The sequence below is a fragment of the Colwellia sp. M166 genome (genome assembly GCF_024585285.1).
Lineage (GTDB): Bacteria > Pseudomonadota > Gammaproteobacteria > Enterobacterales > Alteromonadaceae > Cognaticolwellia.
Genome location: NZ_CP040755.1, coordinates 3,024,170 through 3,049,190, shown reverse-complemented (window position 1 = coordinate 3,049,190; position 25,021 = coordinate 3,024,170). Strand labels below are relative to the sequence as shown.

Below are 25,021 nucleotides of genomic sequence, written 5' to 3'. Positions count from 1 at the left end.
GTACTACGGTTAACTTAAACCAATCTATATTGTCGTTAAATCCCTATATCTAGAAAACTTTTCACTATATTAATAAGGTTTTGTTTCGGCATCTAAGCTTTGTCCCTTACGAAATAGGTTGGCGATATCTTCTTTAATTAAATAGAGCGCTGGAATTAAAAACAGCGTGATAACCGTAGCGAAAACAATACCAAAGCCTAATGATATTGCCATCGGTATAATAAATTGCGCTTGCAAACTTTGTTCAAAATATAATGGAAAAATACCAAAAAACGTGGTCAGAGACGTCAGTAATATCGCTCTGAATCTTTGTGTACCGGCCTGACTGACAATGTCGAACATGCGCATGCCTGAGCCTTTAGCTTTATTAATAAAGTCGACCATAATCAAGCTGTCGTTTACCACAACCCCCGTTAAAGCAATAAAGCCAAACATCGACATCATATTAATCGTACGGCCAAGCAACCAATGGCCAATAATGGCACCAATAATACCAAAGGGAATAACCGACATAATAACCAAAGGCTGACTATATGACTTAGTCGGAATGGCAATTAAGCCATAAATCAAAAACAAAGCCCCTATCGCAGCAAAGCCAAGTTGCGATAAGAAATCAGCTTGATCCTTACTGGCTCCTTCAATACCATAATTGACACTAGGATAATCTGCTAAAATTTCTGGTATGTAGTCATCATTCATTTCCGTAACAACTTTTCTTGATTCAACCTTTTCACTGTCAATATCAGCAGAAATAGTAATTGAACGCTTTTGATTAATACGGGTAATGGTAGAGAAGCCTTGGCCAATTGCGATATTAGCCACTTGATAAAATGGTACTTGTTCACCACTGGCAGTTCTGATCCACATTTCTTCTAAATCAGATACCGATAAACGGTCAGCTTCAGGATAACGCACCATCACTTTCAATTCATCGCGTCCACGCTGAATACGCTGCGCTTCATCACCATAAAAAGCTTGCCTGACTTGCTTAGCTAAGCTCGACAACGTTAAACCTAGTACCTCTGCTTCAGGTTTAATGCTGAGTTTAATTTCTTGACTGCCACGACTAAACGAATGACGGACATCGTAAACCCCATCATAGCTATTTAACTGCGCTTGAATAGCCTCTGCTGCGGCTTCGAGCTCAGTATCATTTTGCCCGGTTAGCTGAAACTCAATAGCGGCACCGCCGCCAGCATTAGTGCCAGCAAAAAATCGTAATTCTTTGCTGCCGGGAATTTCGCCAATTTCATCACGCCACAGCTTCTCTATTTCGTAGGCATCAAGCTCACGTTGATCCGGTTTGACTAACTCTAACAAGACACTGGCACTGGTATTACCATTGGTAAAGACCATTTTATGCTTAATAAAGCTAACACCTTCATACTTATTCTCTTCAGCAATCGTTTTAACCGCCTGTTCCACTCTGGCTATGGCTTTATTGCGTTGATGTGCAGCAGAGCCGTCCACCATAGTAATATTACCTTGAATAAAGTCGCTTGGAATATTAGGAAATACTTCTAATTTGACAAATGCGCCCACAATAAGACTAATAGATAAAATTAAAATCGCGACAAATATCGCCATGGTGTTGTAACGGGCAATTAATGCTTTTTCAAGCAGCGGTTTGTAGATTGAATGAATAAAGTTTTCTAATCTATCTTTAAAACGCATTTGAAAGCGTTCAAGAATATTGGCTTTATCTGCGGTTAACGGTACATACTTCATATGCGCTAAATGGGCAGGTAATATCCACTTTGACTCAATCAATGAAAACACTAAGCAAAAGCTTACAACGATAGAAATAGAGCGAAAGAAGGCGGCAAAAGTGGCATCAATGAACAATAAAGGCGTAAAAGCGGCTATGGTGGTTAAAACACCAAAGGTTGCGGGCATAGCAACTCGCATTGTACCACGAATAATATTGTCGCGAGAGTGACCGTATTTTTCAATTTCAGCATAAGCACTTTCACCAATGACAATCGCATCATCAACCACAATACCTAACACCATAATAAAGGCAAACAAGCTCAGCATATTAATTGATACTGACCATTCACCTAATAATGGCATCATTAATAACGCACCAAAAAAGCTAATCGGAATACCTAACATCACCCAAAAAGCGATTTTTATTCTTAAAAACAAGGCGAGAACAATAAAGACTAAAAATGCCCCCATCAACATGTTGTCAATCATCATGTCTAGGCGCTCAGAAAGGTAATATGAACTATCGCCCCAAACGGTTAACTTTGCCCCTTGAGGCAATTGCTGATTTTTTTCATCTACGTAGCCTCGAACCTGAGCGGCAATTTCTAAATCATTTTGATCGCCGGTTGATTGCACCATAATACTTGAGGTGTTTTCATCATCGAAAGTGGCAAAATCTTCTTGCTCAACAAAACTGTCCTTAATATTAGCGATATCGGCTAACACTAGGCGTGTACCATCAACATCAGTGCGTAAGACTAAATCACCATATTCATGGCCTGTATAAGCTTGGCCTTCAGCACGCAGTAAAATGTCACCACCGCGAGTTTTTATCGTACCGCCAGGCATATCTATCGAAGAACTACGAATCGCTAGCGTAATTTCATCGAAGGTCAGCTGGTATTGCTGTAGTTTTTCTTCAGACACTTCAATACTGATCTCATAATCACGATTACCGACCAGTTCGGCACTATTAACACTAGGTAAGGCCATAATTTCATCACGAATATTTTGTGCCATTACCTGTCTAGCACGTCGGTCCATGGAGCCACTGACCGACAGCCACATCACCTGACCTTTAAACTCTTGTTTAGTGACAATGGGTTTTTCGGCTTGTTCTGGAAAGGTCGTGATCGCGTCAACTTGCATTTGTACTTCATCAAGTTTTTCCGACATTGAATAGCCTGACTGTAGCTCGATAGTGACAACACCGATGCCTTCGCTAGCCTTTGCCGTAATGCGTTTTATCCCTTCGATATCCTCCAGTGACTCTTCAACTTTAAGGATAACTGATTGCTCAACCTCTTCTGGTGCTGCGCCTAAATGAGGCACTACAACCTGAATACTATTGGCATTAAATTCAGGAAACATCTTTTTATTAATGCCCTGATAAGAGAAGTAGCCTGACACTAAAATAAATACCATCAGTAAATTTGCTGCCACACTATTGTGAGCAAACCACGCAATAATGCCGGTGTGTGTGTTTTCTTGCTCAGTTTCAGAGAACTCGCTCATGAGTCATCACCTTGAGCATTAGCGATATCATCAAGATCTTCTGCTGCTGGCATCTCTTCTGGCTCACCGACAATACGTAAAGCCATCCCCTCAACTGGTGCTTCCATTTGCGTCATAACTAAACGAAGCCCTGCACTAAATTTATCATAGCTATAAACATAATCGACATCGTTACGCAGGACTTTAATCTCTTGAATATGTAATCGGTTCTCGCTATCGACAAGATAAATTTTATTTGCGCCACGTAAAGCATCACGAGGAATAGTGACAATATCATTAACGACTTTCCCTGAAATATTGGCATTAACAAACGTGCCCATGCGCAACTCTTGGTGGTCGCTAGATGATAAAACACTGTACGGGTCATCAACTTGGGCAATCACATAGTGCACTCGGCTTCGACTATCGACTTCACCTTCATAACGGGTTAAGTTTGCCGCCCAAGTATGTTCGACACCCGACAGTTGGTAATGAATATCGACTTTTGAGAGCTTATTTTGCTTTTGATTTATTTTAGGTAAATTTAAAAAATCAACGTCCCGCTGTTTGATCGGCAGTCTTACTTCGGCATAATCTACGGCAAAAGTTTTCGCTAACACTGCCCCTGTCGTCACATATTGGCCGATATCGACTTGCTTTTCTTTCACTATAGCGTCGTACGGTGCAACGATTTTAGTACGAGTAAGTTTAACTTCTGCGTCAGTAACATCGGCTTTTGCTGCCTTGATATCAGCCTGCGCTTTTTGTAACTGTGGTAAACGTAAAGCCAAGATTGGCGCTTCAGATAAAGTTTTACCTGATAGCATCCATTCGTCTTCTGCTTGGTCTTTTCTCGCTTGCTCTTCAATTAATACCGACTTAGCGGCATCTAAGCGAGACTGCGCTTGCAATAGTGACACTTGATAACTGATGTCATCAATACTCAGTAACACTTCACCTTTTTTGAAAAATCCACCGACATTAAACTTCTCGTTTACTGAGGTGATTTGCCCAGAAACTTCTGAAACTAGATTGGTTTGTGTGCGAGGTAAAACACTACCTTGGCTAGCAATAGTAAAACGCACATCTTGTCGCTCAATAGCCTGAACTTCAACCAGCGGCGCTTTAATGATAGCCGGTTTCTTTGCTGGTTTAGGCGCTAATGCCGCAAATACAATCAAACCAACGATAGCGAATAAAATAATAGCAATGGGTGTTAGTACAAAACGTAATGGGATCATACGTCTATTTTCTTTATTGTTATTGTTATTGTTAGCAGCAGAATTCATCATTGATTCTCAAGTAAAAGATAAAAAAGGTATAAAACCATTAAGCGAAATTTAATAATATAAGAAGAATAATAACTTAGCGTGATAAATTAACAAGTTTTAAACATTCATTGACCGGACTTAATATTTACGAATAAACTTGGCCCAAGACAATAATATTTCTCTAAGATCCTCACTACCACAAGCGGCTGAGTCCTGCTGATCAAAATCAATATTCTCTTCAACAAGCCCGTCAGGCAAAACTTCTAATCCATCCATGCTAGCATTGGTTTGTATAGTGACATCACCACGATTAAAGACCGCGCTATATTCATTACCTGTGATGGTAATTTCTGTTTGCTTCTCATGCTCTATATCTGAAATAGCTAACAACAATTGCTGCAATTTTTCGGCACTTGTCCCTACCTCTACTTCTAACCACGGACCAATCACTTCATGTTCAAGTGAAAACTTAGCCATTGCTGCACCGGTGATTGGATCATCTATAAACTGATATTCCATAAATACCTCTTAATGAAAAAATGTTGATAAGCCCTAAATCAGAGCAAATAAAATAAACCCATATTAATCGAAAAAATAATAATTTTTATAAACCTGAGCTTAAATTTCAAACTCACTATCCTCTAGTGCTGTCTTCTAACGTAAGCCAAACGCGCTATTATTACTTGTGCTTAATTGTAGCAAAAACTTAGCTTTTAACACCTTATTACTCAAGGTATTACTATCTTTCTCACCTTGATTGATACTGTTACCTCAATCGTAAATAAAAGTAGAATAAAGTGGTATAAATTTTCAGCTTGTTGTTTTTTGCTGATAAAAACATTGAAAATAAAAGCAACTGATAAACTGCTATTGAACTTCCTGCGCGCCAATACGTCTATAGATTATTCTATTACTTTTCTGGTTATATTTTTTAGTGAACAAAGGGACTTACGCAGCGGTTTTATTCTCGTTTATTATTCATGGCTTAATCCTAGCTCTGCTACTCTTAACCCGCTCAACTAAGCAAATAACTATACAACCTATATCTAAAAATACAGCAATTAAAAGCTATATCTATTATGCACCTAAAATCACTAAAGCCCCATTAAACGAAAGTGAAGAGCCGACAATAATCAAAGAGCCGGTGACGCCAAAAAACCAACAAGAGCAGCAAACAAATAATACAGGAGTTACAGCAACAGAAAATGACAATCCACAGCTTGATAAAAACGGCTTAAAAACGGCACCACGAGAAGCCTCCGAATCCTATGATTCTTCTTCGCAAGATATTACACTTCCGCCGATTGATTTAGCAGTACCAATGCCGCCCCCCACGCCCAAGCCTGTTGATCGCAAACTTGATAGTTTTACGCAATTACAAAGATTACGTAGTAAGTTAAATAATAATGCGGCTATCAACACAGATAACCCTTATCAAAAATACCAACCGCCCTCTGTGTTTAATAAAACCGTAGAGTCAGTACCACATTCAATACCATTAAAAGATGAAGAAAAAGCGCGAGAAAATCGTACTAAAAACATGGCCGCGGGCATAGCAATCACTAAAGGTGAAGATGGCCGATGCTCTATCACACAAGACTTGAGTGTTTATGGCTTAAGCGAAGGTTCATCTACGCAATTTTTTGCCTGTGGCGAGTCTAAGTTTGATAAAAATTTTCGTGAACATATGAAGAAAATAAACACTAAAATGGGTAAGAAGTAATTACTATTCAGTTGCTTAATATTGCATAAATTTCCTTTTCATTCTCCCTAACGTCGTAACTTAGCTACTCAGGCTAATGATAAAACCTGAGCGAAACAAGAATAATTTAAACGCACTCATATTGATATAAGCACTATTTTATCGCCATTTTCTAACCGTTACCTTGAACTTGTAGCCCTTAAGCGTAAACTTGAGCTATAGGCTAATTTAGCGGCATTTTCAGGAAGAAATTTATCATGCTTAATAAAATATTAATCAGCTTTATATTGTTACTTTTTGTCGGCTGTAGCCACGAGCAAGAAAATGTTGCGTTAGGCACCTTAGAGCGTGATCGTATTGCACACACAGCAACCGTCAGTGAAGTGATCACCGACTTACCCATAGCAGCCGGCAGTAAGGTCACTAAAGGCATGGTATTGGTAAAGCTTGATGATGACTTACAAAAAGCATCGGTTGCCAAAGCGAGAGCGCAAGTACAACAGGCGCAAGCAACCTTAACCAAAGCACACAATGGTGCCCGAGCAGAAGAGGTAGCAGCTGCAAAAGCCAATGTAGCAGGCGCTAAAGCAGCACTGGCAAAAAGTATGGCAAATTACACTCGAGCAAAAAGTTTAATAAAAGCTAATTTAACCAGCCAAGCCGCTCTTGATGACGCCATCGCAAGTCGGGATGAAAATTTAGCAACACTGAGCAGTACTCAAGAGCAATTATTACAACTGATTAATGGTACACGGATTGAAGATTTAGCCATTGCTGAAGCGGTTTTGGCAAGCAATATTGCCATGCTAAGCAGTGAAGAAAAAAAGCTCAGTAATTTGACCATTACGGCAAAGCGTGATGGCATTTTAGATAACTTACCGTGGAATTTAGGAGAACGAGTTACTGCCGGTAGTCCTGTAGCTATTGTGCTAGCGGGTAAAGCGCCTTTTGCCCGTGTTTATATTCCTGGGCCTTACCGGGTTCATATCAAAGTCGGTGACCCATTAGCTGTGCATGTTGACGGTTTAGCTAAGCCTATTCTCGGTAAGGTGCGCTGGATAGCTACCGAGCCGGCGTTCACGCCTTATTATGCGCTTAACCAAGCTGAGCGTGCTAACTTAATGTATTTAGCCGAAATAATGTTGCCTGACAATACTAGCGATTTACCTAGCGGCATTCCCGCCCAAGTCGTTTTACCACTGGTAACTGGCCTAAGTGAACGCTAATGACTGAATTCGCCATTGATGCCCGCAATTTAACCCGAAAATTTGCCGCAACGACCGCCGTATCGTCATTAAATTTGCAGGTAGAAAAACAGCGCATTTATGGTTTTCTTGGCCCCAATGGCTCAGGAAAAACCACCGCTATTCGCTTATTCACCGGTTTGCTCAAACCGAGTAGCGGCAGCGTAAACGTCTTAGGACTTAATTTACCTGAAGATGCGGAACGCTTGCGCAGACAAATAGGTTATATGACCCAAAAATTTTCGCTTTATGATGATTTAACCATCACCGAAAACATGCAGTTTATTGCTCGTATTTACGGCTTAAGCCCAAAAGAGCAAAAAGCTCGCCTCGATGAACTGGTCAGTATTTACCAATTATCAAAGCTTAAAAAGCAATTGGCTGGCAGTTTAAGTGGCGGACAAAAACAACGTTTAGCATTGGCTTGTGCGGTAATGCATCAACCTAAATTATTGTTTTTAGATGAGCCAACCTCGGCGGTCGATCCTGAAAATCGTCGTGAATTTTGGGAGCAACTCTTTGATCTCTGTGATCAAGGCATGACGATTTTAGTTTCAACACATTACATGGACGAGGCTGAACGCTGTCATAAATTAGCTATTTTAGAGAATGGTATTAAGCGCGCTGATGATTCGCCCGCACAATTAATGGCCAACATGCCGGCGAATGTTATTGAAGTATCAACCGATAATCTTAGACAATTAAAACAGCAGTTAATTGCTTTACCCGAAGTGGTATCGGCCTCACAACTGGGGGCTCATTTGCGCGTGTTGGTCAATAAATCGATTACCGATCCTATCGACTTTCTAAACCAAAGCCATATTATGCCGAGCCACACAGCAATGCACTTAGTTCGAGCGAGTCTTGAAGATGTTTTTGTCTTATCAACAGGCAGTCATACTATTTTGCCAGCAGAGACAAATAAGGTGAAGGCATGAAATCCTTATTAAGAATTCAAGCCATTGTTATAAAAGAGTTAATTCAACTTAGACGCGACAGAATGACTTTTGGGATGGTGATCATGATCCCTTTAGTGCAATTGCTACTTTTTGCCTTTGCCATTAATACCAATATTCGCCATATTCCGGTTGGTATCGTCGATCAGAGCCAAACCGCATTGAGTCGGGTGTTACAACAAACCATTTCAGCAACTAGTATCGTTAATTTTACCCATCATTATACCTCGTTACCGCAAGCGCAAGCCGCTATTGACCGTGGTGATGTTCGCGCTGTGCTGATCATTCCAAAAGATGTTAGCCAACGTCTAGTGCGCCACGCTACTGTCGGTTTTGGCTTACCGCCAGCCAGCGATGAAGAAACTAGCCGCCCGATTGCGCAATGGTTAGTCGATGGCTCTGATACTGCGATTGCAGCTAGCATAAAAAGTTTACGCAATATGCCCTTAGCTGAATTATTAGACAAACCGGTTAACCGTAATGTACCAACCTTTGAAGTGACTTTACTGTATAATCCCGAGCAACGTAGTGTGGTCAATATTGTCCCTGGGCTGGTCGGCATTATTCTCACGATGACCATGATCATGTTTACCTCAGCCGCTATTGTTCGCGAGCGAGAGCGTGGCAATATGGAACTATTAATTACCACGCCTTTAGCTGCACTTGAACTGATGATAGGTAAAATTTTTCCGTATATATTTATTGGCGCCATTCAAGTCATCATTATTTTAGGCTTGGGATATTTCTTTTTTAACGCGCCAATTAATGGCGGTTTATGGCAATTAACTTTCGCAACCCTACTGTTTATTTCTGCAAGTTTAGTACTAGGTTTAGTAATATCTACGTTAGCGAAAAACCAATTACAATCAATGCAAATGACGGTATTTATATTACTTCCGTCGATATTATTATCCGGCTTTATGTTTCCTTACGAAGGTATGCCGGAAATAGCGCAGTACATCGCAGAAGGTTTACCGGCAACTCATTTTATTCGACTGGTGCGTGGCGTTGTTTTACGTGATGTAGCCGTAGTTGATATGACGTTTGACATGGTATGGTTAATCGGCTTCACCTTACTAGGCTTGATGGTTGCGGCCTTGCGCTTTAAAAAGTCTCTCGATTAGTTTTATAACAATTGAAATAAAATACAAAAACGCCGATTGATTTAAAAACCAACCGACGTTTATAGTTATTTTCATTAAGCCAATACATAGCTCAATAACACACCAAAACCTACGCTCTAGTGTGCTATAAATCAGCAGCAAGACTGCAAGTTAAGCTTCTACTTGTAAAATTACCGTCTCAGCTTTCTTGGTATAACTATCCATAGTGTGAAAGTTCAAGTAACGATAAGTATCAGCTGCTGTTGCATTAATTTTCGACGCATACATCATGTACTCATCAACTGACGGTAACTTACCTAAGATAGCACCAACACCCGCTAACTCAGCTGAGGTTAAGTATACATTCGCGCCATTACCTAAACGGTTAGGGAAGTTACGTGTTGAGGTTGACAGCACAGTAGACTTTTCTTCAACACGCGCTTGATTACCCATACACAATGAACAACCCGGCGTTTCAATACGAGCCCCTGCCTTGCCATAAATACTGTAATAACCTTCAGCCGTTAATTGATCTCTATCCATTTTCGTTGGTGGTGCAACCCATAAACGTGTGGGTAAAATTTTGCCAAAGTTTTCAATCAATTTACCCGCAGCGCGGAAGTGACCAATATTGGTCATACATGAACCAATGAAGACTTCATCAATTGCAGTGCCGGCAACTTCTGACAGCAGCTTTGCATCATCAGGATCGTTTGGACAACAAACAATTGGCTCTTTAATATCAGCTAAATCTATCTCGATAATATGCGCGTATTCAGCGTCAGGGTCGGCGGCCATCAATGATGGCTCAGCTAACCATGCCTCCATACCTTTGATACGACGCGTAATCGTTCGCACATCACCATAGCCTTCACTGATCATCCACTTCAACATCACAATGTTGGAGTTTAAATATTCAGCAACAGCTGATTCTTCAAGCTTGATTGAACAACCGCCAGCTGAACGTTCAGCTGAAGCATCTGATAATTCAAATGCTTGTTCAACGGTTAAGCCTTTCAAACCTTCAATTTCTAATACACGGCCAGAGAACTCATTAATTTTCCCCGCCTTTTCAACCGTTAACAAACCATTTTTAATGCCGTAATAGGGAATAGCATGCACTAAGTCACGTAAGGTGATACCCGGTTGCATTTCACCTTTAAAACGTACCAATACTGACTCAGGCATATCAAGCGGCATCACACCGGTTGCGGCAGCAAAGGCGACCAAACCAGAGCCGGCAGGAAATGAAATACCTAGCGGGAAACGGGTATGTGAATCACCACCAGTGCCAACCGTATCAGGTAATAACATACGGTTTAACCATGAGTGAATAACACCATCACCTGGGCGCAGTGAGACACCACCACGATCCATCATAAAATCTGGTAAGGTATGATGCGTCACGACATCAACCGGCTTAGGATAAGCAGAAGTATGGCAGAAAGACTGCATGGTTAAATCAGCTGAAAAACCTAAACAAGCGAGATCTTTTAATTCATCTCGTGTCATAGGGCCGGTGGTATCTTGCGAGCCAACGGTGGTCATTTTAGGTTCACAGTATTGACCAGCACGAACGCCATCAACACCACAAGCCTTACCGACCATCTTCTGGGCTAAGGTAAAACCTTTAGTTGAAGATGTTACTGGCGCTTGCTGAGCAAACAAGTCTGGCATAGGTAAACCTAAAGCTTCACAAGCTCTGGTCGTTAAACCTCGACCAATAATCAATGGAATACGACCACCAGCACGAACTTCATCTAATAACACTGGGCTGAGTTTAAATTCAGCGATAACTTCACCGGTCGCACTTTTAACAACACCTTCATATGGATAGATGTCGATAACATCACCCATATGCATTTTTTGCACATCTAATTCAATCGGTAATGCGCCTGAATCTTCCATGGTATTGTAAAAAATAGGCGCAATTTTACCGCCTAAACAGACACCACCACTACGTTTGTTAGGAATGCAAGGAATATCATCCCCCATAAACCAAAGCACTGAGTTAGTGGCAGACTTACGTGAAGAGCCGGTACCAACAACATCACCAACATAAGCCAATGGAATGCCATCTTTTTGTAACGCTTCAAGTTGCTTAATCGGGCCAACAACACCATCTTCATCCGGTGTAATACCCTCACGCTCAATTTTAAGCATAGCTTTTGCGTGTAAAGGAATATCAGGACGTGACCAAGCATCTGGCGCTGGTGATAAATCATCAGTATTAGTTTCACCGCTTACTTTAAATACTTTAACGGTAATTTTTGTCGCGACTTTCTCTTTTGCGGTAAACCACTCGGCATCAGCCCAAGATTGCAATACTTGCTTAGCTGCAGTATTACCGGCTTGGGCTTTTTCTTGCACATCATGGAAAGCATCGAACATCAGTAAAGTATGTGACAAACCTTCAGCGGCAGCAGCAGATAGCGTGTCGTTATCTAAAAGTTCGATCATCGGTTGAATATTGTAACCACCTAGCATAGTGCCCAGTAATTTCGTTGCTTGCTCTGGTGATAAAATGGGCGAAGATGTTTCACCTTTGGTGACTGCCGCTAAAAACCCGGCTTTTACATAAGCGGCATCATCAACGCCGGCAGGCACACGATTGGTTAATAAATCAATTAAAAATTCTTCTTCACCTGCTGGTGGTGCTTTAATTAATTCAACCAAAGCTGCAGTTTGTTCAGCATCTAATGGTTTTGGCACAATACCTTCAGCAGCGCGTTCGTCTCTATGTTTACGATAATCTTGAAGCACGGTGTTCACCTCTGTGGTAAGGATAGCTAACCTTAATTCTTTTATTTAGCCGCCCTGATTAGGTTGGCGCGAATTAAGTTTGTTAAGTATCTAAGATTAAAAAAATTTTCACTACGATTATACGACAACATGTACATTAATTGAACTACAGCGGTAATCATCAACTGTATCCTTACTATGAATGTTACTTATAATTCTTTTAAATCAATAATGTGCGATTCTTACGAGGACTGCATCTACGACTAAATGATTAGAGCGAATCAGCAAGTTTATGTTTAAGCTGCTTGTTTGGCATAAACAGCTTAAGCATATAAGCGAAGATTATTGAAAAGTATAATCAACATAACTAAAGCTTCTATCCGGTATAACCACCATGAATAGTGTTTATTTTATCAAATGATTCATAGTCGTTAAAAAATCAGGTAAAATAGCGCCAAAATTTGTCCCAGCTAATGATCATGTTATTAGCATCTTATAGCTAGAGAGAGAATATCAAATGAGCCTGTATTTAGAATATATAGCAGAAATTGAAAATCGTAAAAATGAGCTAGGTTTAGCACCTAAGCCTATCGATAGTGCTGAGTTATTAGCGGAAATCATTGAGCAAATTAAAGATCAAGGACACGCACACCGCGAAGATTCTTTGAACTTCTTTATCTATAACACCTTACCAGGTACTACCAGTGCCGCCGGTGAAAAAGCCGCCTTTTTGAAAAAAATCATTTTAGGTGAAGAAGTTGTAGCAGAGATAACACCTGAATTTGCCTTTGAATTGCTGTCGCACATGAAAGGTGGCCCATCTATCGAAGCACTACTTGACCTAGCATTAAGTGACGATTCAGCATTATCGACACCAGCTTCTAACGTATTAAAAACTCAAGTATTCTTATACGATGCTGATACAGCTCGTCTTGAAGACGCGTTTAAAGCAGGCAATGCCGTTGCTAAAGAGCTTTTAGAAAGTTATGCCGCAGCTGAATTTTTCACAAAACTACCTGACATTGAAGAAAAAATTGAAGTTGTAACTTATATTGCTGGTGAAGGCGATATCTCAACTGATTTACTTTCTCCAGGTCACCAAGCACATTCTCGTGCTGACCGTGAGTTACACGGCCAGTGTATGATCACGCCAGAAGCACAAAAAGAAATACAAGCATTACAAGCTAAGCACCCGAAAGCAAAAGTTATGCTTATTGCGGAAAAAGGCACGATGGGCGTTGGTTCTTCTCGTATGTCTGGTGTTAACAACGTGGCACTTTGGGCCGGTAAACAAGCAAGTCCATATGTACCATTTATTAACATTGCACCTGTAGTTGCAGGTACTAACGGTATTTCTCCAATCTTCTTAACGACTGTTGATGTCACTGGTGGTATTGGTCTTGATCTTAAAAACTGGGTTAAGAAAGTAGATGCCAATGGTAATAACGTTGTTGACGAAAATGGCGATGCTGTTTTAGAAGAAGCTTACTCAGTTGCCACTGGTACTGTGTTAACGATTGATACTAAAGCGAAGAAACTATTAAACGGTGATAAAGAACTAGCTGACATCTCTTCAGCCTTTACCCCGCAAAAAGTAGAATTCATGAAAGCTGGCGGCTCTTACGCTGTTGTATTTGGTAAGAAACTACAAACCTTTGCCTCTGAAGCTTTAGGCGTAGCCACTAAACTTGTTTATGCTGCTTCGAAAGAAATTTCACATGCAGGTCAAGGCCTGACAGCCGTTGAAAAAATATTCAACAGAAATGCTGTTGGTGTTCTTTCTGAAACCGATCTTCATGCCGGTTCAGATGTGCGCGTTAAAGTGAACATTGTTGGCTCACAAGACACTACCGGCCCGATGACTTGCCAAGAGCTAGAAGCGATGGCAGCATCAACTATCTCTCCTTTAGTTGACGGTGCATATCAATCTGGTTGTCACACTGCATCAGTTTGGGATAGCAAAGCTAAAGCTAACATTCCTAAGCTCATGAGTTTCATGAACAAGTTTGGCCTAATCACAGCGCGTGACCCTAAAGGTGTTTACCACGCGATGACTGACGTAATTCATAAAGTATTAAATGATATTACTGTCGATGACCGCGCTATCATCATTGGTGGTGACTCGCATACGCGTATGTCTAAAGGTGTCGCATTTGGCGCCGACTCAGGTACTGTTGCCATTGCACTGGCGACAGGTGAGGCAGCGATGCCAATTCCAGAGTCGGTTAAAGTTACCTTTAAAGGCAAAATGCAAGCTCACATGGATTTCCGTGATGTTGTGCATGCAACACAAGCACAAATGCTTAAGCAATTTGGCGGCGAAAACGTCTTCCAAGGTCGTATCATTGAAGTGCATATTGGTACATTAATGGCTGACCAAGCATTTACTTTCACTGATTGGTCTGCAGAAATGAAGGCAAAAGCTTCAATCTGTATCTCTAATGATGAAACCTTAATTAAGTCAATCGAGCTTGCTAAGAGCCGTATCCAAATCATGATCGACAAGGGTATGGAAAACGAAGCTAAAACGCTTACCGGTTTAATCGCATTAGCTAACAAGCGTATTGAAGAAGTTAAATCAGGCACTAGTCCAGCACTAGCACCGGACGACGCAGCTAAATACTATGCAGAAGTTGTTATCGACTTAGATGTTATCGACCAACCAATGATTGCTGATCCTGATGTAAACAACGACGATGCCTCAAAACGTTATACACATGATGTTATTCGTCCAGTGTCATACTACAACGACAAGCCAGTAGACTTAGCATTCGTTGGCTCTTGTATGGTACATAAAGGCGACATGCAAATCATCGCTCAAATGTTACGTAACATTGAACAGCAAAACGGCAGCGTATCATTTAAAGCGCCATTAGTTGTTGCGCCACCAACTTACAACATAGTTGATGAGTTAAAAGCTGAAGGTGACTGGGATATTCTTAAAAAATACTCAGGCTTTGAATTTGATGATGCTAACCCGAAAGGCGAAGCACGTACTAAATATGAAAACATTATGTATTTAGAACGCCCAGGTTGTAACTTATGTATGGGTAACCAAGAAAAAGCTGAACCTGGCGATACGGTTATCGCAACATCAACGCGTTTATTCCAAGGTCGTGTTGTTGCCGATACTGCTGAGAAAAAAGGTGAATCATTACTAGGTTCAACACCTCTAGTTGTGCTTTCAGCTGTACTTGGCCGTTTCCCATCATTAGAAGAATATAAAGCTGCTGTTGAAGGTATTGACTTAACTCGCTTCGCTCCTCCTACAGAAGAGATGAGCACTAAGTACGTACCGATTAAAATGGTATAAGCTTGGTCTATTTGTTTAGCTAACATGGCTCGTTAACGTTAGCTAAACTCGATGTTCGACTTAATGCTTAAATCAAGAGTTGAGAGAACATTTAAGGTTAAATACCAAAAAAGGTGACTTAATATAAGTCACCTTTTTTTATGTCTTCGCTAAATTGATATTAGCTAGCAGTAAGGTTAATTTAGCGGCTCAATGCCGCCCATACTGCTGTCTTGTTACTTATTACTAACCGCAGAAAGACATTCAATACATTATGGATTAGGACACTCAATATTCGCTGATAATGAAGGCAGAATCATATTAGGAAATGACAATTTATCATCAAAGCGCTCTACCCCTGCTAACACTTCAATTTTAAAACCGTAACTTTTGCAAATACGCAGTGACTGACGCATTAAAAATGTTGCTAATTTACTAAACTCTGTATTTTGTTTTGTGATCACTTGTAGGTGATACTTACCATCTATTAAATCTGTTTGTTTAAACTGCACTTGATGATCAAAATCCCATTCTGACGCACCATTGGCTGTAGTGGCAAGACTTGAACAAGCACTAATTGATAATAATATTATTAAAAAAGCGGTAATTTTCATCATTAAAATATCCTATAGCCAAATAAAACGTCTGTAGTATCAGTATAGTCGTGCAAAAAATTGATAGCTACTGCAAATTAAGAACACAAAAAAGCCAGCATCTCGGCTGGCTTTCTAATTAACTTACTGAAACCTTAAGACCCAAGAAATTACTTTTTCTTTTTAACTGCTTTTGCATTAGGTAAATCAGTGATTGAACCTTCAAAGATTTCTGCTGCTAAGCCGATTGATTCATTTAGTGTTGGATGAGCATGAATAGTTAATGCAAGATCTTCTGCATCAGCACCCATTTCAACGGCTAAACAAACTTCACCTAGCATTTCGCCAGCATTGATACCAACAATAGCACCACCAAGGACACGGCCAGTTTCTTTTTCGAAGATCATCTTAGTTTTACCTTCAGTACGTGCAGAGGCAATTGCACGACCAGAAGCTGCCCAAGGGAAGTTAGCTACTTCAATGTTTAAACCTTGCTCTTTCGCTTCACGCTCAGTAACACCAACCCAAGCCATTTCTGGATCAGTATAAGCAATTGAAGGAATACAACGAGGGTCAAATACGTGCTTCTTACCAGCAATAACTTCAGCAGCACAATGTGCTTCATGTACGGCTTTGTGAGCAAGCATAGGTTGACCAACAACGTCACCGATAGCAAAAATATGGTTTACGTTCGTGCGAAGCTCGTTAGTTACATTGATAAAACCACGTTCGTCAACATTAACACCGGCTTTATCAGCCGCAACTAAGTGACCATTTGGCTTACGACCAACTGCAACTAAAATCTTGTCATAGCGTACTTGCTCAGCTGGTGCATTTTTACCTTCAAATGTTACATACAAACCATCGTCTTTTGCTTCAACTGCAACAACTTTGGTTGATAACATGATGTTGAATTTTTTCTTGTTGAAGTTAGTGTAAACTTTAACAATGTCTTTATCAGCAGCTGGCACTAATTGATCAGCAAATTCCACGACAGAAACGTTTGAACCTAGTGCTTTATATACCGTCCCCATTTCTAGGCCGATAATACCGCCACCAAGTACCAACATTTCTTCAGGGATGTCTTGAAGCTCTAAAGCACCGGTTGAATCAATAACACGTGGGTCTTCAGTTGGGATGAAAGGTAAATCAACTACTGAAGAACCTGCTGCAATAATCGCATTATCAAAAGTAATGGTTGTTTTACCATCAGCGCCTTCAACTTCGACAGTTTTATCAGAAGTGAATTTACCGTAACCAAATACCGTTTTAACTTTACGTGCTTTAGCCATACCGCCTAAACCACCAGTTAATTGACCAACAACGCTTTCTTTCCAGTCACGAATTTTGTCTAAATCAATTTTAGGAGTACCAAAAGTAACACCATGAGACGCCATTGCTGCCGCGTCATCAATAACTTTAGCTACGTGTAAAAGTGCTTTTGAAGGGATACAACCCACATTCAAACAAACGCCACCAAGCGTCTCACGGCTTTCAACTAACACTACGTCTAAACCTAAATCTGCTGCGCGAAATGCTGCTGAATAGCCACCAGGACCCGCACCTAAAACTACTACTTGAGTTTTAATATCGTTACTCATGCTAACCTCAAAAATTGATGTATTTATTGCTGGTTATGCCAGCCTATATTTGCCAAACGTTTATTAAAGCTATTAACAATTAATACTTTCAGCACTTTTGGTATTTTTCTTGTCGCAATTTTACTTAAAGCGCACAAGGATCGCTATCTTTTAATCAGCAATTATTGATGAAAAGTGGGCAAAAATGAAAATCAATCACTGGTTTTCACTTTGCCAACTTATTGCAACATAACGCTGATATATATCAAATGTTAGTGAACTATAATATGAGTGTTCTAATATCACTCATCACATTTGATAGATGCACAGTAAAGCGTGCTGCCAACGCACCGTCAATTACCCGATGGTCGTATGACATTGATAATGGCAACATAAGCTTAGGTTCAAAGTCTTTACCGTTCCACTTGGGTTTCATTTCAGATTTTGAAACCCCTAAAATAGCCACTTCTGGTGCATTGACAATCGGCGTAAATGCCGTGCCACCAATACCGCCTAAACTTGAAATGGTAAAGCACCCACCTTGCATATCAGCAGCCTTAAGCTTGCCATCACGTGCTTTGATGCTAATTTCAAGTAACTCACGTGATAACTGATGAATGCCTTTTTGATCAACATCACGTACTACCGGTACAACCAAACCATTTGGAGTATCAACCGCAACACCGATGTGAATGTACTTTTTCAAGATTAAACTTTCACCGTCTTCACTCAGGCTTGAGTTAAAAGTTGGAAACTCACGCAAAGCATCAGCAGCTGCCTTTAAAATAAACACTAAAGGTGTAATTTTAAAGCCAAGTTTTTTCTTTTCACAAATGACATTTTGCTCTTTGCGGAATGCTTCAACATTAGTAATATCAGCTTCGTCAAATTGAGTAACATGCGGAATCGTTACCCAGTTACGGTGTAAAAATGGTCCAGATATTTTCTGAATACGCGTTAAGGCTTTGGTTTCAATTTCACCAAATTTAGCAAAATCAATCTGCTTAGCGCTCACTACCTGTAAGCCACCTTCGCCTGCAGCTACCGAACTACCGGCATTGGCTTTCGGACGCGACAATTCATACTTAACATATGATTGTACATCTTCTTTAAGAATACGTCCTTTGCGACCAGAACCTTTCACTGCCGTTAAATCAACACCAAATTCACGCGCTAATCGACGAATTGAAGGCGAAGTATAAATTGAACCTGCATTCGTTAAACCCACTTGTGGGTGATGTGGCACAGGTGCTGCTTTTTTCGCTGTCGGTGCTTGGACAGCTACTTCCGCTTTTTCAGGAGCAGCAACCGGCGCTTCAGCTACCGCCGGCGCACCCGAAGTAGTTTCAAGCTTGATCACAAGTGAGCCTTGCTTAACTTTATCACCGGTACTGATGAGCACTTCTTTTACTGTACCTGCATGTGATGACGGCACATCCATGGTGGCTTTATCAGTTTCTAAGGTGATTAAACCATCTTCAGCTTCGATAACATCGCCAACAGCAACCAGTACATCAATAACATCAACCTCGCCATCTTCACCTATATCAGGTACCACGACATCAATAACTTCACTACTTTCAGTGCTTACATCAGCTGGTTCAGCAGAAGTTTCAGCTTCTGGCGCAACCTCTGATTGAACTTCAGTATCAGCTTCGCTTTCAGTTGCTGTTTCACTTGCTTCAGCTTCAGAATCATCGGAGGCTCGCTTCATTTCTGCTATGACATCGCCTTCTTTGATTTTATCGCCAAGCTTAACGGTTAAAGCAACTAATTCACCGGCAAATGGCGCAGGAATATCCATAGATGCTTTATCAGTCTCAACGGTGACAATACCTTCGTCAGCTTCAAGGTTATCGCCAACAGCAAAACATATTTCAATAACTTCTACTTCATCGCCACCGACATCTGGGACGAGAATTTTTTCAATATCAGACATTTCTTAATTCCTTATCTCGTCTTAATTACGCGTAAAGCGGATTAAGCTTTTCAGCGTTAATATTAAAGCGTGTGATAGCTTCGCTCACGACTGAATGCTTAATATCACCACGGTTTGCCAACTCATAAAGTGCCGCAACAACGATGTAGTTTTGATCAACTTCAAAATGCTGACGTAAGTTAGCGCGACTGTCACTACGACCAAAACCATCAGTACCTAAAACACGATATTCGGTATTGATATAACCGCGAATTTGGTCAGAATAATTTTTAACATAGTCAGTTGCTGCAATGGCAGGACCTTTATCAGCAGTAATAACGTTAGAAATATAAGCCGTTTTTTGCTTGCTTTCAGGGTGCAACATGTTCCAACGGGCAACTTCTTGTCCGTCACGTGCTAGTTCATTAAATGAAGTTACTGAGTACACATCACTTGATACGCCATAATCAGCTGACAAAATTTGCGCTGCTTGACGTACTTTTTGTAAAATAGTACCTGAGCCCATTAATTGCACATTGGCTTTAGCTTTTTTAGCTTCAACACGTTCAAGTTGGTAAATACCTTTGATAATTTCTTCTTCAACCGTTTTATTATCAGGTATTGCCGGGTGTTGATAGTTTTCATTCATTAACGTTAAGTAGAAGAAAACATTTTCATTTTCTTCATACATACGACGTAAACCTTCACGAACGATAACCGCGATTTCATAACCATAAGTTGGGTCATAAGTGACACAATTAGGAATTAAACCGGCTTGTACGTGTGAATGGCCATCTTGATGTTGTAAACCTTCACCATTTAGCGTTGTTCTACCGGCCGTTGCGCCTAGTAAGAAACCACGTGCTTGGCTATCACCTGCCGCCCATGCTAAATCACCAACTCGTTGGAAACCAAACATTGAGTAGTAAATGTAGAATGGAATGGTCGTTGCATTACACGTTGAATAAGAAGTACCTGAGGCAACCCAAGACGCCATAGCACCTAATTCGTTAATACCTTCTTGTAATACTTGGCCTTTCTTATCTTCACGGTAGTAAGCTACTTGGTCAGCATCTTGAGGAACGTATTTTTGTCCTTCGCTAGCATAAATACCCACTTGACGGAACAAGCCTTCCATACCAAAAGTACGCGCTTCGTCAGGAATAATTGGCACAATACGCTTACCAATTTTTTTGTCTTTTAATAAGCTATTAAGTACACGCACGAAAGTCATTGTTGATGAAACTTCGCGATCTCCAGAACCTTTTAAAATAGGTTCAAAGATTTTTAATGCTGGAATATCAAGTGTTTCTTCAGCTTGCTGACGACGTGCAGGTAATGAACCACCTAATGCTTCACGACGCGCTTTCATGTACTTGAATTCTTCACTATCTTCAGGGAATTTGTAAAAAGGTAGATCAGCAATTTGGTCATCGCTAACCGGAATATTGAAACGGTCACGATAATGTTTAATCGCATCAACGTCCATTTTCTTAACGTTATGAGCAATATTCAATGCTTCGCCTGAAGCACCTAAACCAAAACCTTTAACCGTTTTAGCTAAAATTACCGTTGGACGACCTTTAGTGTTCATCGCTTTTTCATAAGCGGCATAAACTTTAACGGGATCATGACCGCCACGATTTAAACGCCAAATATCTTCGTCTGACATATTGGCAACAAGTGCCGCAGTTTCAGGATATTTGTTGAAGAAATTCTCCCGAGTGTACTTACCGCCTTTCGCTTTACAGTTTTGGTATTCACCATCAACTGTTTCGTTCATCAACTGTAATAATTTACCTGAGGTATCACGGGCAATCAGTGAATCCCAGTATGAACCCCAAATAACTTTAACCACTTCCCAGCCTGCGCCACGGAAAGTACCTTCAAGTTCTTGAATGATTTTACCGTTACCACGAACAGGGCCATCTAAACGCTGTAGGTTACAGTTGATCACGAACGTTAAGTTATCTAAGCCTTCACGTGTTGCTAAGCCGATAGCACCTAATGATTCGGGCTCATCAGTTTCACCATCACCTAGGAAACAATAAACCCGTTGACCAGAACAATCTTTAATGCCGCGATCAGTTAAATACTTAAGAAAACGTGCAGTGTAAATAGCTTGCAGTGGACCTAAGCCCATTGAAACTGTTGGGAACTGCCAAAAGTCTGGCATTAAATGTGGATGAGGGTATGAAGACAGACCTTTGCCATCACACTCTTGACGGAAATTATCCATTTGCTCTTCGGTTAATCGACCTTCCATAAATGCACGAGCATAAATACCTGGAGAGATATGACCTTGAGCGAAAATGAAATCACCGCCATCTTTTTCTGATGATGCTTTAAAGAAATGGTTAAAACCAACATCATATAACGTCGAAGAAGAGGCAAAGCTACCAATGTGGCCACCAAGCTCTAAATCTTTTTTCGAGGCACGTAATACCAGCACCAAGGCATTCCAACGAATAGCGGCACGAATGCGTGATTCTATCGTTTGGTCTGCTGGCATATGTGGTTCTAACCCTGGTGGGATAGTATTAACATAGGCTGTTTTAGCATCAAACGGTAAATGTGTTCCGCTACGACGTGCTCTGTCGATTAACTTTTCAAGTAGAAAATGAGCGCGTTCTGGCCCTTCATTTTCTAACACAGACTCCATTGATTCCAACCATTCTTGGGTTTCCATTGAATCAATATCTAGATTTGGGAGCTCAGACATAATTACTTAGTCTCCAATTGTTATATGTTAAGTAAATTTATTTGTTTAAAGATAGCTGCTTTTAAGCAAATATCCTTATCGCAAAGTCATTGTTCAAAAAAGCGTTAAAATTCTGTTTTTTTCATTCTGCGTATAGAGCGTTCCATACGACTATTTTCTTGTGTCATCTTTAATAATACTTCTTCAATAAAAGCTAAATGTCGATGGCTTGCTCCCCAAGCAATTTGGGGTTTACCACTAACAATCGCACTCATTAAACGTGTACGATAATCAGATATTTGACTAAACACATCAGGTCGCTTAGCCAAAATAGTTAAATTTTTCTCTATATTGTCAATCAACAATGGCGCCATGCTATGAGCTAAATGCAAAATAACCACATTATGACTGGCGGCGCATATCGCTAAATAAAACTCAAAAACGGCCTGTGCTTCAAGACGATAATTATCTTCTAACTGCGCACTGCCAATATTGTCATGCTTGCGCTGAATTTCATCGAAATCAGCTTTAGTACCGCGCATCGCCGCATAATAGGCCGACATGCCTTCAATACCGTGACGAAATTCTAATAAGTCAAACTGCGACTCTTTACTATTGGCCATTAAAGCAAATAAAGGATCGGACAAACCACCTAGAATTTTATCATTAACAAAAGTACCACCACCTTGACGACGAGTAATTAACCCCTTCGCTTCCAGCTTCTGAATGGCTTCACGTAATGAAGGGCGAGAAACATCAAATTGTTTCGCCAGTTCACGTTCAGCGGGTAACTTTTGTCCGGGTTTTAAACTACCTTCTAGAATCATCGTCTCAAGCTGAGCCAGAATAATGTCTGATAACTTTGCTTGCTTTACCGGTTTTTTAATACTCGGAATTGACATCTAAAACCCTTTATTATTCAAATTCATTGCAACTAAATAGATTAATCCAACTAAAAAACCACTTGGTAAATTGGTCTGACCATTGATTTTTTCGACTCATAATGTATCAAATGAATACCAACTTGTAAACCAGTGAGTAAAAAACGAGCAAAAATTTAAGCGAATTAAAGTGGCCGTCGATAGCTAGGCTAATACACCCGTAAGTATCAACACCGACAGTATCGCTAGAAACAGTAATAAGGTTCGTTTAGCAAGCTTAACCAACAGACAAGGCTCTGAACTACAGTCATCGGCATCAATCATGTAATCCTCAGACATTTGAGCAACATCAATCAACACTCGACTAGGAGGCTTTTCGAATTCGAATAAGTTTTCTAGCCAAACGGGCATTGCTTTCGAAAAATGACCGACAAACATGTAGCCAAAAGCAACCAACCTTACCGGTAACCAATCAATCCAAAACAGCAATTGCTGACTTGCTTGGCTAGTATCATAACTTTGTTCATTATTTGCTTTAATATTTTCATGCGCTTCATCTTGCGCAACAACATCTTGCTCGTTAGCACATTCATTTATTGTGGTTAATAAGCGATAAAATAATGCCCCCGCTGCGCCAAAAAGCACGAAAAATAGCATAACAGCAATAAAATAACGGTAATTTAGCCAAACCAATGTTTGGCCAAACCCCATCTCTTCAATATTTTTATCTTGTTGTAACTGTAAGCGTTGAAGGTCACAGCTGGTCATTTCACCTTTAAATGCCGATTGTAAATAGCATTTATAAGCATCGCGAGTTTTCATACAGCCAAAGCAGACAATTAATATCAATGTTGAAACAATTAGATGCAGTAAAGCATTATCTATTTGCGCTAATAAAAAATAACAACCTAGCACCGGAATAAAAATAACCAGGTAACTTAAAGCAGCAGAGTGTCGATAATCAGCAAAAAACTTAGTTTGCTTAAGCACTGCGACATAGCGTTGATAAAAAGTATTAAATTGCCAAGCACTCGATGATAAATAGCGTTCAGCAATCAGTGCAATTAACAAACTAATTAAGCTCATTTTTAGTTATCCTAATGTTAAATATAATTCATGGTTTTGAGCGTTCAGTTAACCTCACGCCTTCGCCACAAGTGTTTTTTGTTTTACTAATAGCTCAAAACTAAAAGCTGACCGCTTTCTCTGCCTTATTCTTAGCAATTAACCGTTTTCTGCCAGCAGCGCTCGATAACATTGCCAATCAAAAGATATACCGGGATCCGTTTTGCGCCCCGGAGCAATATCACAATGGCCAACAATATTATTTTGTAATGCTGGGTAAGCAGCAATTAGCGCCCTACTCAACTGGCTAAGCTGCTGATATTGTTCTTTAGTATATGGAATATCATCCGTTCCTTCCAGCTCAATACCAATCGAGAAGTCATTACATTTATCTCTATCTTGATAACGAGAAACGCCGGCATGCCAAGCTTTATCATTAAATGAGACATATTGCACAATATCGCCATTACGCTTGATCAAGCAATGCGCCGATACCCGCATTTTATATATGCTTTCAAAATAGGGATCTGCTGTTGGCTTTAAATGACCAAGAAAAAAATCACTTATATAATTGCCACCAAACTGCCCCGGTGGTAATGAAATATTATGCACAACCAGTAAACTAATACTTTCGTTTTTATCTCTCGGCTCAAAGTGGCTAGACGGCTGAATTTCAACATCCGTTAACCAACCGTTTTCAATGGCCCACTCAGTGCTATTTGCTCGGTTATTTTTCAGCATGGTCATACAATAATCACCATCGTGTTTA

General features: G+C 40.3%; 16 protein-coding genes. 5 read left to right on the top strand and 11 right to left on the bottom strand.

The window, feature by feature from the left end; translation table 11 throughout:
• Positions 1-69 precede the first annotated feature (69 nt).
• The 3 genes from FGD67_RS13845 to FGD67_RS13835 all read right to left on the bottom strand — a co-directional run bounded on the left by FGD67_RS13845 (position 70) and on the right by FGD67_RS13835 (position 4,994).
• Entirely contained in the window at positions 70-3,225 is a 3,156-nt protein-coding gene (locus FGD67_RS13845; RefSeq protein WP_257171718.1) for an efflux RND transporter permease subunit, read from the bottom strand.
• Entirely contained in the window at positions 3,222-4,496 is a 1,275-nt protein-coding gene (locus FGD67_RS13840) for an efflux RND transporter periplasmic adaptor subunit (RefSeq protein ID WP_257171717.1), read from the bottom strand. Before FGD67_RS13840 ends, FGD67_RS13845 begins: the two co-directional genes overlap by 4 nt.
• Before the next feature lie 117 nt (positions 4,497-4,613).
• The gene (locus tag FGD67_RS13835; protein WP_257171716.1) at positions 4,614-4,994 is read right to left on the bottom strand and encodes a YacL family protein; all 381 of its coding nucleotides are present in this window, start codon (positions 4,992-4,994) and stop codon (positions 4,614-4,616) included.
• A gap of 415 nt (positions 4,995-5,409) precedes the next feature.
• On the opposite strand from FGD67_RS13835, the gene FGD67_RS13830 reads away from it, so the two are divergent.
• From FGD67_RS13830 to FGD67_RS13815, 4 genes are all read left to right on the top strand, one after another.
• Complete coding sequence (locus tag FGD67_RS13830) at positions 5,410-6,198, top strand: hypothetical protein (protein WP_257171715.1); 789 nt, start codon at positions 5,410-5,412, stop codon at positions 6,196-6,198.
• 236 nt (positions 6,199-6,434) lie between these two features.
• Complete coding sequence (locus FGD67_RS13825) at positions 6,435-7,403, top strand: HlyD family secretion protein (RefSeq protein ID WP_257171714.1); 969 nt, start codon at positions 6,435-6,437, stop codon at positions 7,401-7,403.
• Entirely contained in the window at positions 7,403-8,359 is a 957-nt protein-coding gene (locus tag FGD67_RS13820; protein WP_257171713.1) for an ABC transporter ATP-binding protein, read from the top strand. Before FGD67_RS13825 ends, FGD67_RS13820 begins: the two co-directional genes overlap by 1 nt.
• Positions 8,356-9,501, top strand: coding sequence for an ABC transporter permease (locus FGD67_RS13815; RefSeq protein ID WP_257171712.1), 1,146 nt, complete (start codon positions 8,356-8,358; stop codon positions 9,499-9,501). Before FGD67_RS13820 ends, FGD67_RS13815 begins: the two co-directional genes overlap by 4 nt.
• 150 nt (positions 9,502-9,651) lie before the next feature.
• Here FGD67_RS13815 and acnB read toward each other — a convergent pair whose 3' ends face one another.
• Positions 9,652-12,243, bottom strand: coding sequence for a bifunctional aconitate hydratase 2/2-methylisocitrate dehydratase (gene acnB, locus FGD67_RS13810; protein ID WP_257171711.1), 2,592 nt, complete (start codon positions 12,241-12,243; stop codon positions 9,652-9,654).
• 496 nt (positions 12,244-12,739) lie between these two features.
• Here acnB and FGD67_RS13805 point away from each other — a divergent pair, with 496 nt between their 5' ends.
• Complete coding sequence (locus tag FGD67_RS13805) at positions 12,740-15,535, top strand: bifunctional aconitate hydratase 2/2-methylisocitrate dehydratase (RefSeq protein ID WP_257171710.1); 2,796 nt, start codon at positions 12,740-12,742, stop codon at positions 15,533-15,535.
• 251 nt (positions 15,536-15,786) lie between these two features.
• Here FGD67_RS13805 and FGD67_RS13800 read toward each other — a convergent pair whose 3' ends face one another.
• The 7 genes from FGD67_RS13800 to ampD form a co-directional block, all read right to left on the bottom strand.
• On the bottom strand, positions 15,787-16,131 hold the full coding sequence (locus FGD67_RS13800; protein ID WP_257171709.1) for a hypothetical protein: 345 nt from the start codon (positions 16,129-16,131) through the stop codon (positions 15,787-15,789).
• A gap of 146 nt (positions 16,132-16,277) precedes the next feature.
• On the bottom strand, positions 16,278-17,708 hold the full coding sequence (gene lpdA, locus FGD67_RS13795) for a dihydrolipoyl dehydrogenase (protein ID WP_257171708.1): 1,431 nt from the start codon (positions 17,706-17,708) through the stop codon (positions 16,278-16,280).
• A gap of 259 nt (positions 17,709-17,967) precedes the next feature.
• On the bottom strand, positions 17,968-19,626 hold the full coding sequence (gene aceF / locus FGD67_RS13790; RefSeq protein ID WP_257171707.1) for a dihydrolipoyllysine-residue acetyltransferase: 1,659 nt from the start codon (positions 19,624-19,626) through the stop codon (positions 17,968-17,970).
• 25 nt (positions 19,627-19,651) lie between these two features.
• Entirely contained in the window at positions 19,652-22,327 is a 2,676-nt protein-coding gene (gene aceE, locus FGD67_RS13785) for a pyruvate dehydrogenase (acetyl-transferring), homodimeric type (protein WP_257171706.1), read from the bottom strand.
• Positions 22,328-22,431: 104 nt separating this feature from the next.
• A complete protein-coding gene (pdhR, locus tag FGD67_RS13780; protein ID WP_257175123.1) occupies positions 22,432-23,193 on the bottom strand; it encodes a pyruvate dehydrogenase complex transcriptional repressor PdhR in 762 nt (253 codons plus the stop codon).
• A 198-nt stretch (positions 23,194-23,391) separates the two neighbouring features.
• Positions 23,392-24,273 carry a beta-lactamase regulator AmpE gene (gene ampE, locus FGD67_RS13775; protein WP_257171705.1) on the bottom strand — a complete coding sequence of 294 codons (882 nt, stop codon included), beginning with the start codon at positions 24,271-24,273 and terminating at the stop codon, positions 23,392-23,394.
• 138 nt (positions 24,274-24,411) lie between these two features.
• Positions 24,412-24,993: a 1,6-anhydro-N-acetylmuramyl-L-alanine amidase AmpD gene (gene ampD / locus FGD67_RS13770; RefSeq protein WP_373567884.1), complete on the bottom strand. Its 582-nt coding sequence runs from the start codon at positions 24,991-24,993 to the stop codon at positions 24,412-24,414.
• Positions 24,994-25,021 lie beyond the last annotated feature (28 nt).

Coding starts and splice junctions, on each gene's coding strand:
- aceF (WP_257171707.1), bottom strand. CDS start 19,626: ATGTCTGATATTGAAAAAATTCTCGTCCCAGATGTCGGTGGCGATGAA.
- FGD67_RS13820 (WP_257171713.1), top strand. CDS start 7,403: ATGACTGAATTCGCCATTGATGCCCGCAATTTAACCCGAAAATTTGCC.
- ampD (WP_373567884.1), bottom strand. CDS start 24,993: ATGCTGAAAAATAACCGAGCAAATAGCACTGAGTGGGCCATTGAAAAC.
- ampE (WP_257171705.1), bottom strand. CDS start 24,273: ATGAGCTTAATTAGTTTGTTAATTGCACTGATTGCTGAACGCTATTTA.
- FGD67_RS13825 (WP_257171714.1), top strand. CDS start 6,435: ATGCTTAATAAAATATTAATCAGCTTTATATTGTTACTTTTTGTCGGC.
- FGD67_RS13800 (WP_257171709.1), bottom strand. CDS start 16,131: ATGATGAAAATTACCGCTTTTTTAATAATATTATTATCAATTAGTGCT.
- FGD67_RS13805 (WP_257171710.1), top strand. CDS start 12,740: ATGAGCCTGTATTTAGAATATATAGCAGAAATTGAAAATCGTAAAAAT.
- lpdA (WP_257171708.1), bottom strand. CDS start 17,708: ATGAGTAACGATATTAAAACTCAAGTAGTAGTTTTAGGTGCGGGTCCT.
- aceE (WP_257171706.1), bottom strand. CDS start 22,327: ATGTCTGAGCTCCCAAATCTAGATATTGATTCAATGGAAACCCAAGAA.
- FGD67_RS13835 (WP_257171716.1), bottom strand. CDS start 4,994: ATGGAATATCAGTTTATAGATGATCCAATCACCGGTGCAGCAATGGCT.
- FGD67_RS13845 (WP_257171718.1), bottom strand. CDS start 3,225: ATGAGCGAGTTCTCTGAAACTGAGCAAGAAAACACACACACCGGCATT.
- FGD67_RS13840 (WP_257171717.1), bottom strand. CDS start 4,496: ATGATGAATTCTGCTGCTAACAATAACAATAACAATAAAGAAAATAGA.
- FGD67_RS13815 (WP_257171712.1), top strand. CDS start 8,356: ATGAAATCCTTATTAAGAATTCAAGCCATTGTTATAAAAGAGTTAATT.